The following is a 9,323-nucleotide window of genomic DNA, read 5'->3' as shown; positions in this document are numbered from 1 at the left end:
TCGTCGAGGGAGGCATCGAGCACGAGCGACCCCTTGTCGAGGTAGAGACCGCGGGTGCAGAAACGTCTGAGGTCCTTCTCGCTGTGAGACACAAAAAACAATGTACGCCCCCCCGCCAAGAGCTCCTCGATGCGGCGATAGCACTTCTCCCGGAACGCCTTGTCACCGACCGCGAGCACCTCGTCGACCAGGATGATCGGCTCCTCGAGCCGGGAGATGACGGCGAAGGCGATACGCACCTTCATCCCGCTGGACAGGTGCTTGTACGGGGTGTCGAGGAAGTCGCCGATCTCGGAGAAGTCGATGATCTCGTCGAACCGGTCGTCGATCTCCGAACGATTCATCCCGTGCAGGCCGGCGGTCAGGTACACGTTGTCCCGCACGCTGAGGTCGTCGACGAAACCGCCGGTGATCTCGATCAACGGCGCGACGCCTGCGCCGACCTTGACGCTGCCCTCGTCGGGGAAGACCACCTCGGCGACGAGCTTGAGCAGGGTCGACTTGCCCTGGCCGTTGCGGCCGACGACGCCGATCGCCTCTCCGGGAGCGACGCTGAAGCTGACGTCCCTGAGCGCCCAGAACTCGTCAGGGCGGCTGCGGCGTTTGGACTCGGCAAAAAGGTCCTTGAAGCTGCGACGGGAACGGCGATTGCGCTTGAAGAGGATGCCGGCGTTCGAGACCTGGATGACGGGGGCGGGTTGTTCGGCCATCAGATCTCCTTCAGGACGGTCGGCACGGTACGACGGAACACGAGGATGCCCACGATCAGGATGACGGCCGTCACGATGCCGGAGGTGCCGACATCCGACCAGTTCAGCTCCTTGGGGAAGAAGGAGGCGCGATAGATCGAGAAGATCCCCGATATCGGGTTGACGGCGCTGAGCAGCCTCAGATGATTCGGGACCGCCTCGAGGCCGTAGACGATGGGGGAGGCGTAGAAGAGGAAGCGCAGGCCCAGCTTGATGGCGCGCTCGAGATCGTTGAAGAACACCACGAGCGGCGCGACGATGAGCGCCACTCCCAGCGCGAGCGCGGCCTCCATCACGACCGCCAGCGGCACGAGCACGACCTGCCAGTGCAGGTGGGCGGGGTCGGCGGTGACCTGGGAGATGAGGGCGAAGAAGATGATGACGGGAAGGCTGACCAGGAACTCGATGCCCTTCGAGAGCACGAGCCTGGCCACCCAGATGGTCCTGGGGATCTTGGTGGAACGGATGAGCTTCGCCTCCTTGCTGAAGGCGCGCGTCGCATCCGATACCACCCCGTTGAACCAGGTCCACGGCAGCAGGGCGGTCAGCAGGAAGACGATGTACGGCTGCTCGAACGGCTTTCCCCGATCGAAGATCTGGGTGAAGACAACCCAGTAGATGCCGGCCATCACCAGGGGATCCAGGATCGACCAGAAATAGCCGAGGAACGAGGTCGAGTACCTGACCTTGAGATCGCGGGTCGTCAGCAGCCACAGCGAATGCCGATAGCTGGAGAACGACGATCGGGTTTGGCGAGCATGAACAACTGCACTCACGCGTCAGGGTCCTTAGAACTCAAGCACCCCCGGGGTGCTTCGTCTCAGACGAAGAGGTTTGCCCGCTCCAGGTCTTCGGCGAAGTCGATCTCTACGGCGTAGAGGTCGGAGATGTCTACCGGCTCAAATCGTAGCCGGTCCTGCTCGATCGCCAGCTCAATCCCGCGCTCGAAGTAGTCCTGGTCGTCGACCCGACCGAGCTGGCGGACGAGGGCCGCCTTGTCGCCGCGCGACACGTAGTTGATGCCGATCGCCTCGCCCAGGCCGTTCTTGACCGTCTTGGAGAGCTTGTTGATGAACCCCTCGGCGTCCACCGTGTACTTGACCTCTTCATCAGAGACCTTCGCGGTGTTGACCTCGACGAACGACTGATCGCGGGCCACCATCGCCGCTGCGCGATCCAGCGCGGCGGGATCGAAGACGATGTCGCCGTTCATCCAGAGCACCCCGCCGGTGGAGGAGGCACGCAGCGCGCGCATGAGGCTCTTCGAGGTGTTGGTCTGGTCGTACTGCTCGTTGTAGACGAACTCGGCGCTGGGGAACGCCTCGATGATGTGCTCGAGCTTGTAGCCGACGACGATCGTGACCTTGGCATCCTTGCCGAAGGCGTGGTGGATGTTGTCGAACTGCTGCTGCATGATCGTGCGACCGTCGGCCAATTCGGTGAGCGGCTTGGGGAGGGAGCGCCCCAGACGGCTGCCCATGCCGGCGGCCAGAATAACGATCTGCGTGCTCACGATTTGTCTCCTCAATTGACTCTGGCTGGAGTGGGGTCTGGTGTCAACCAACGTCTTCGCTGGCCCCGGTCGATGTGACAACACCGGCAATTCACCATCTGTTAATCCCCGGACTCTTGGTCTGGACACGTCGTTGTGCTTCATCGAGTGTACCCGCGACGGCATTTCCGGCACAGGGGTAGGCAGGCGTCGTTTTCAATTCGTGACCGAATCCCCGGTGGACGTCCAGGCGTCCCAAGCGGCATTGGTACGGTTGTCGGATGGATGCAGAGTCCGAGGAAAAGCCGGTTCCGGCCCGAAAGACGCCCGCTCGCAGACCCTCGACGGGCGCCACGTCCGCCGCGAGCGAGGCATCCGCGTCGCGCCCGTCTACCCCACGTCGGAGGACGGCCCCGGCATCGGGCACCCCGGTCGCACCGGCCCAGGATGCTCCGACGGCGGCGGCGCCGAAGGCGACGGGACCCACCGGCGCGCAGAAGGATGCCTCGGAAACAACTTCCTCGGCCGCGCGAAGGACCCCGACGCCCCGTAAGCCTCGCACCCCGGCGGAGGGGACGGCGGCATCGGCTCCGCAAAAGCCTCCCGTGCGGAGACCAGCAGTGAAGGCCGCGCCGAGTTCCGCCTCGGCGGCCAGCACACCACGGGTCACCAAGGCTCAGGCCGGCAAGACGACGGCCGGCAAGACGACGGCCAGCAAGACGACGGCCAGCAAGACGACGGCCAGCAAGACCTCGGCGAGCAAGACGCCGGCCAGCAAGGCGCCGACGAAGAGGTCCGGATCGCGCCGTCCCTCGGCCAAGACGACAACCGTCGCACCTCGCGAGACCGTTCTCGTCGTGAACGACCTGGTCAAGCATTTCGGCTCGACCGTCGCCGTCGATCACATCAGTCTGTCCGTACCGGCCGGTTCGCTCTTCGGCATCGTCGGCCCGAACGGCGCGGGCAAAACGACGACCCTCTCGATGATCACCGGCCTGCTTCGACCGGACGGGGGCATCGTCACCGTGCACGGCGCCGACGTGTGGGCCGATCCCGGGCGCGCCAAACGGAACATGGGCATCCTGCCCGACCGGCTTCGCCTCTTTGACCGGCTGACCGGAAGCCAGTTGCTTTACTACGCGGGCATTCTGCGGGGTCTGGATGCCGAGACCGTCAAGCGGAGATCTGCGGACCTCGCCGTGGCCTTCGGCCTGGAGAACGCCCTCGACCGTCTTGTGACCGACTACTCCGCGGGCATGACAAAAAAGGTCGCGCTCGCCTGTGCCATGATCCATTCGCCCCGGCTGCTCGTCCTCGATGAGCCGTTCGAGTCGGTCGACCCGGTATCGGCGGCGAACGTCACCGAGATCCTGCAGCGGTATGTCGCGGCGGGGGGAACCGTCGTGCTCTCCAGCCACAGCATGGATCTCGTCCAGCGCATCTGCGATTCCGTGGCGATCATCGTCAGCGGCTCCGTACTCGCCTCCGGCACGGTCGACGATGTGCGCGGCAGGGGATCCCTCGAGCAACGATTCGTCGAGCTGGCCGGTGGCCGGAAGACCGCGGAGGGACTGGAGTGGTTGCACAGCTTCTCCGACTGAGGGTGCGGCTGCTGGCGAACATCCTTCGTCGCAGTCCCGTCCAGATCGTCGGCATGGTCATCGGGCTCCTCTATTGCATCGGGGCGACGGCGCTGGCCGTCGCCGCGCTGCTCTTCCTCCGGGCGGCGGAGACCCAGCTCGCGGCAGACATCGTGATCACCGGCGGCGCCCTCGTGGTGCTGGGATTCCTCCTCCTCCCACTCGCCTTCGGAGTCGACGACACCCTCGATCCCCGGGCCTTCTCGCTCTACGGGCTTTCCACGACCAGACTCGCCGGCGGATTGGCGCTCTCCGCGTTCGTCGGCATTCCCGCGATCGCGATCACGGTCGTCGCCGTCGCGCAGGTCGTGACCTGGGCCGGGAACCCGCTCGCCGTCGTGCTCGGTGTGCTCGGAGCGGTCGTCATCGTGGCCACCTGTGTGCTCGGCGCGAGAGTGAGCACCTCCGTTGCCGCATTCTGGCTCGCCACCCGTCGCGCCAGGGAGACCACGACGCTCATCACTCTCGTGCTGATCGTCGCGGCGTCCCCGCTCGTGCTTCTCCTCGGCACCACCGACTGGCCGTCCGACGGCTCGGGGATCCTGCGCTCGATCGCCGACGTCGTGCGCTGGACGCCGCTCGGTGCGGCCTGGGCGGCGCCGGCGGACGCCGCGCTCGGCGAGGTCGGACCGGCTCTGGCCGAGGCCGCGATCGGCGTCGCCTTCGTGGCACTGCTCTGGCTGGGCTGGCGGGCCCTGGTCGGGTGGATGCTCGTCGCCCCGCACCGCGAGGAGCGGCGCAGGAGGCATCCGGGGCTGGGATGGTTCGATCGGATGCCCAGGACCCAGGCCGGCGCGATCGCCGCCAGGAGCATCACCTACTGGATTCGCGACGCGCGGTATCACACGTCCCTCGTCGCGATCCCGTTCGCCCCCCTTATCTTCATCGTCGCACTCGCCGTCGGCGGGGTGGAGTGGAACATTCTGGCGCTCATTCCCGTCCCCGTCATCTGCCTGTTCCTGTCCTGGTCGGTGCACAACGACGTCGCGTACGACAATTCCGCCGTCTGGCTGCATGTCGCCTCCGGCGCGTCCGGTCGGGCGGATCGCCTTGGCAGGCTGGTTCCCGCGCTCGTTCTCGGCGTTCTCGTGGTGGCGATCGGCTCGCCGATCTGCGCATACCTCTACGGGGAGTGGGCGGTGCTGCCCCCGCTTCTCGGCGTCAGCTCCTGCCTCCTGTTCGCCGGCCTCGGGCTCTCGAGCCTGATCTCCGCCCGATTCCCGTACCCGGCGGTGCGCCCGGGGGACAACCCATTCGCCCAGCCGCAGGCGCCAGGCAGCTCGGCCGGGCTCATCCAGTCGCTGTCGTTCGTGGCCACCCTCCTCATCGCCGTTCCCCCCGCCGCCCTCGCGGCACTGTGGTTCCTCTTCGGCGGTGACTTCGCCGTCTGGTCGCTCGTCGTCGGTCTCGTCGTTGGCCTCGCCGTGCTGATCTTCGGCGTCCGGCGGGGAGGCACTCTCTTCACCAGGCGCGCCCCGGAGCTGCTGGCCTTCACGCTCAGGAACTGATCTCCGCGGGAGCGTAAAATCGTCGCCATGAGCGGTGACACACAGCAAGGCGGCGGGACGGACACGCTGGAGCGCGAGCTCGAGGAACTCCTCACTCGGGAACAGCTCGATGACGGAGACCACGACCGCTTCTCCCACTACGTGCAGAAGGAGAAGATCCTCGAGTCCGCTCTGAGCGGCAAACCGGTGATTGCCCTGTGCGGCAAGGTGTGGACGCCCGGTCGCGATCCGGAGAAGTTCCCCGTCTGCCCGACGTGCAAAGAGATCTACGAGGGCATGCAGGAGTAGCCCTCCGGGCCTCGGCTCAGGCGTAGCGCGTGGGGATGACCGGCTCGCCCCGGCTCAGGCGGAAGGCGTCCGCCGGCAGTTCCGCGATGGCCGCGGCCCTGTGCTCTCTCGCGAGCAGCGTGCCGTTCTCGCCGAGGAATCGTGCCTCCGGGACGCCGTCGACGACGAGGGGAACGAGCAGCGGTCTATGTCTGGCCGTCGTGGCCTCCGGTGCACCGACGTGGATGACCTCGGCGCTGGCGGTGCCCGCCCCGTTGAGCTCGCGCACCGGGTACTTGCGTCCGCCGACGGAGGCCTTCCTCGGCGACCTCTTGGCGACCGGGATCCAGGCCCCCGTCGCATCCGTCCTGGCGACCAGTTTGTAGACCATTCCCGCGGCGGGCGAGCCGGAGCCCGTGACGAGCGAGGTCCCGACCCCGTAGGAGTCGACGGGAGCGGCCCGAAGGGCGGCGATCGTGTACTCGTCCAGATCGTTGGTCACGGTGATCTTCGTGTTCGTGGCTCCGAGGCCGTCGAGCTGCCTTCGCACGGCGGCCACCTGCTCGGGAAGGTCGCCGCTGTCGATGCGTACGGCGCCGAGACCGGTGCCGGCCACCTCGATGGCGAGGTCAACGGCGACCGCGACATCGTAGGTGTCCACGAGCAGGGTCGTACCGGTGCCGAGAGCGGCCACCTGAGCGCGGAAGGCCTCCTCTTCGCTGTCGTGCAGCAGCGTGAAGGAATGCGCGGCGGTGCCCATGGTGGGGATGCCCCAGGTGCGGCCCGCCTCGAGATTGCTCGTGGCGCCGAAGCCCGAGATGAAGGCCGCCCGTGCGGCGGCGACCGCGCTGCGTTCGCCGACGCGACGAGAGCCCATCTCGGCCAGCGGCCGGCCGCTCGCCGCCGACACCATGCGTGCGGCGGCGCTCGCGACGGCGCTGTCATAGTTGAGCACGCTCAGCACCAGCGTCTCCAGCAGCACCGCCTCCGCGAAGGTGCCCTCGACGATGAGGACGGGGGAATCGGGGAAGTAGACCTCGCCCTCCTGGTATCCCCAGATGGTGCCGCCGAAGCGATAGTCGGCGAGCCAGGCGGCGGTGGGACCCGTGATGACACCGTTCTCCGTCAGCCAGCCGAGCTCCGCATCCGTGAACCGGAAGTCGCCGATGAGCTCGAGCAACCGACCCGTGCCGGCGACGATGCCATAACGACGGCCGCCGGGAAGGCTGCGCGCGTACACCTCGAAGACGCAGTTGCGATCGTGTGTCCCCGCCCTGATCGCGGCGTCGAGCATGGTCAGCTCATAACGGTCGGTGAGCAGCGACGACACACTGGGAACGCTTGTCATGCATCGAGCCTAACCAGGGCGGCGGGCATTGCGGGGGGACCCAGCGCACCGGACTAAACTCGACTCCCGTGCCCGATCCGTTGACCATCGCCGATGCGCCGATCGGCATCTTCGACTCCGGGGTCGGCGGTCTGACGGTCGCCAGGGCGGTCATCGACCAGCTGCCCAACGAGTCGATCCTCTACGTAGGCGACACCGCGCACTCGCCCTACGGGCCGAAGCCCATCGCCGACGTCCGCCGCTACACCCTCGCCGTGCTCGACGATCTCGTGGCGCAGGGGGTCAAGATGCTGGTCATCGCCTGCAATACCGCCTCCGCCGCGATGCTGAGGGATGCCCGCGAGCGATACACGCAGGCCCTCGGCATCCCCGTCGTCGAGGTCATCCAGCCCGCGGTCCGCGCGGCGGTGCGTCAGACCCGCAACCGCAGGGTGGGCGTCATCGGCACCATCGGCACGATCGCCTCCAACGCCTACGAGGACGCGTTCGCGGCCGCACCCCAGCTCTCGATCTTCACGCAGGCGTGCCCGCGGTTCGTCGAGTTCGTGGAGGCGGGCGTGACCAGCGGCGGCGAGCTGTTCGCCGTGGCAGAGGAGTACCTCGCGCCGCTGAAGGCGGTCGGTATCGATACCCTTGTGCTGGGGTGTACTCACTATCCGCTCATGTCCGCGGCCATCCACTACGTGATGGGCGAGGATGTGACCCTCGTCTCCAGCGCGGAGGAGACGGCTTTCGATGTCTACCGCACTCTCGTCAAACACGGCATCGAGCGGTCCGCGGCCCTTCGACCGACCTACGTCTATGAGGCGACCGGCGAGAGCCAGGCACAGTTCACCTCGCTCGTGAGACGCTTTCTCGGACCGGGGATCGCGACCGTCGAGCTGGTCGAGACGGGCACCATCCAGTTACCAGAAGGGCGATCATGACCGACATCACACGCAAGGACGGGCGAACCGTCGACGAATTGCGTCCCATCACGATCGAACGGGGATGGAGCGATCAGGCCGAGGGGTCGGCCCTCATCTCCTTCGGTCGCACCAGGGTGCTGTGCACGGCGTCCTTCACCAACGGCGTCCCCCGCTGGATGTCCGGCAAGGGCAAGGGCTGGGTCACGGCCGAGTACTCGATGCTGCCCCGCTCGACCAACGACCGCATGGACCGCGAGTCGGTCAAGGGCAAGATCGGCGGTCGCACTCACGAGATCTCCCGGCTGATCGGGCGCTCGCTTCGGGCGGTCGTCGACATGAAGTCGCTCGGCGAGAACACGATCGTCCTCGACTGCGACGTTCTGCAGGCCGACGGCGGCACCCGCACCGCGGCGATCACCGGCGCGTATGTCGCCCTCGCGGACGCCCTCGAGTGGGGGCGCGGCAAGAAGTTCATCGGCCAGAACGCCAAGCCGCTGATCGACAGCGTCTCCGCGGTCTCGGTCGGCATCATCGACGGCACCCCCATGCTCGACCTCGCCTACGTCGAGGACGTCCGTGCCGAGACCGACATGAACGTGGTCGTGACCGGTCGCGGTCTGTTCGTCGAGGTGCAGGGCACGGCCGAGGGCGCGCCGTTCGATCGGGCAGAGCTCGACTCGCTGCTCGACCTCGCCCTCGGCGGCGCCACCGATCTGGCCAGGTTCCAGGCGGAGGCTCTCGGCCGATGAAGCTGGTCCTCGCGACCCACAACGCCCACAAGGTTGAGGAGCTGCGCAGGATCCTCGCCTCCCGGTTGGATGGCATCGAGCTGGTCGGGTACGACGGGCCGGAGCCGGTGGAGGACGGGGACAGCTTCGAGGCGAACGCGCTCATCAAGGCGAGGGCGGCATCCGAGCACACCGGACTCCCCGCGATCGCCGACGATTCCGGGATCGCCGTCGACGCGCTGGACGGAGCTCCCGGCATCCATTCGGCGAGATATGCGGGAACGCGCAGCGACGAGGACAACCGGGCGCTGCTGCTGAGCAATCTCGAGGGGGTCGAGGAGCGGTCGGCTCGGTTCGTCTGCGCGGCCGCTCTCGTCGTTCCGCCTCCGGTCGGCGCGGTCGGCCCCGACGGTCCGCCGGAGGCGGCCGAGGGATTCGAACACGTCGAGACGGGTGTCTGGCCGGGAACGGTCCTGTTGTCGGCCGCGGGCGACGGGGGATTCGGGTACGACCCGATCTTCAGGCCAGCGGGCTCCGCGGTCTCCGCGGCTGAGCTGACGCCCGATCAGAAGAACGCCGTCAGCCATCGGGCGGTGGCCTTCGGCGCACTCATGCCCGTCGTGCGCGAGCGGCTGCTCGGAGAACAGGCGTCCTGATTCGACCGGTCTCGTCCGAGCCGGAAA

Annotated in this window: 10 protein-coding genes; 6 read left to right on the top strand and 4 right to left on the bottom strand. The window is 67.3% G+C overall.

Annotated elements, in window-relative coordinates; genetic code table 11:
- From VGC18_RS09385 to VGC18_RS09375, 3 genes are all read right to left on the bottom strand, one after another.
- The coding region (locus VGC18_RS09385) for an ABC transporter ATP-binding protein (RefSeq protein WP_331096598.1) at positions 1–710 on the bottom strand (710 nt) is incomplete at its 3' end.
- The gene (locus tag VGC18_RS09380; RefSeq protein ID WP_331096596.1) at positions 710–1,525 is read right to left on the bottom strand and encodes an ABC transporter permease; all 816 of its coding nucleotides are present in this window, start codon (positions 1,523–1,525) and stop codon (positions 710–712) included. The genes VGC18_RS09385 and VGC18_RS09380, both read right to left, overlap by 1 nt.
- Before the next feature lie 44 nt (positions 1,526–1,569).
- Positions 1,570–2,262: a phosphocholine cytidylyltransferase family protein gene (locus VGC18_RS09375; protein WP_331096595.1), complete on the bottom strand. Its 693-nt coding sequence runs from the start codon at positions 2,260–2,262 to the stop codon at positions 1,570–1,572.
- Between the two features lie 584 nt (positions 2,263–2,846).
- On the opposite strand from VGC18_RS09375, the gene VGC18_RS09370 reads away from it, so the two are divergent.
- From VGC18_RS09370 to VGC18_RS09360, 3 genes are read left to right on the top strand one after another with little or no spacing between them, the layout of a single operon-like run.
- Complete coding sequence (locus VGC18_RS09370) at positions 2,847–3,842, top strand: ABC transporter ATP-binding protein (RefSeq protein ID WP_331096593.1); 996 nt, start codon at positions 2,847–2,849, stop codon at positions 3,840–3,842.
- Positions 3,818–5,389, top strand: coding sequence for an ABC transporter permease (locus tag VGC18_RS09365; protein WP_331096591.1), 1,572 nt, complete (start codon positions 3,818–3,820; stop codon positions 5,387–5,389). The genes VGC18_RS09370 and VGC18_RS09365 overlap by 25 nt, the downstream gene beginning before the upstream one ends.
- 27 nt (positions 5,390–5,416) lie before the next feature.
- Positions 5,417–5,677, top strand: coding sequence for a DUF3039 domain-containing protein (locus tag VGC18_RS09360; RefSeq protein WP_331096589.1), 261 nt, complete (start codon positions 5,417–5,419; stop codon positions 5,675–5,677).
- Between the two features lie 16 nt (positions 5,678–5,693).
- On the opposite strand, the gene VGC18_RS09355 is transcribed toward VGC18_RS09360, so the two are convergent.
- The gene (locus VGC18_RS09355) at positions 5,694–7,004 is read right to left on the bottom strand and encodes a nicotinate phosphoribosyltransferase (protein WP_331096587.1); all 1,311 of its coding nucleotides are present in this window, start codon (positions 7,002–7,004) and stop codon (positions 5,694–5,696) included.
- Positions 7,005–7,090: 86 nt separating this feature from the next.
- Between VGC18_RS09355 and murI the strand changes: the two genes are divergently transcribed.
- The 3 genes from murI to rdgB are packed head-to-tail and all read left to right on the top strand — an operon-like array spanning position 7,091 to position 9,296.
- Complete coding sequence (murI, locus tag VGC18_RS09350; RefSeq protein ID WP_331096599.1) at positions 7,091–7,930, top strand: glutamate racemase; 840 nt, start codon at positions 7,091–7,093, stop codon at positions 7,928–7,930.
- Positions 7,927–8,661 (top strand): ribonuclease PH, encoded by a 735-nt coding sequence (gene rph / locus VGC18_RS09345; protein ID WP_331096585.1) that lies wholly within the window; start codon positions 7,927–7,929, stop codon positions 8,659–8,661. Before murI ends, rph begins: the two co-directional genes overlap by 4 nt.
- Complete coding sequence (rdgB, locus tag VGC18_RS09340; protein ID WP_331096583.1) at positions 8,658–9,296, top strand: RdgB/HAM1 family non-canonical purine NTP pyrophosphatase; 639 nt, start codon at positions 8,658–8,660, stop codon at positions 9,294–9,296. Before rph ends, rdgB begins: the two co-directional genes overlap by 4 nt.
- The last annotated feature ends 27 nt before the right edge of the window (positions 9,297–9,323 follow it).

The sequence above is a fragment of the Lacisediminihabitans sp. genome (assembly GCF_036404185.1).
GTDB lineage: Bacteria > Actinomycetota > Actinomycetes > Actinomycetales > Microbacteriaceae > Lacisediminihabitans.
Note: the sequence above shows the minus strand (reverse complement) of the source record. Positions and strands in the feature narration are given on the sequence as shown.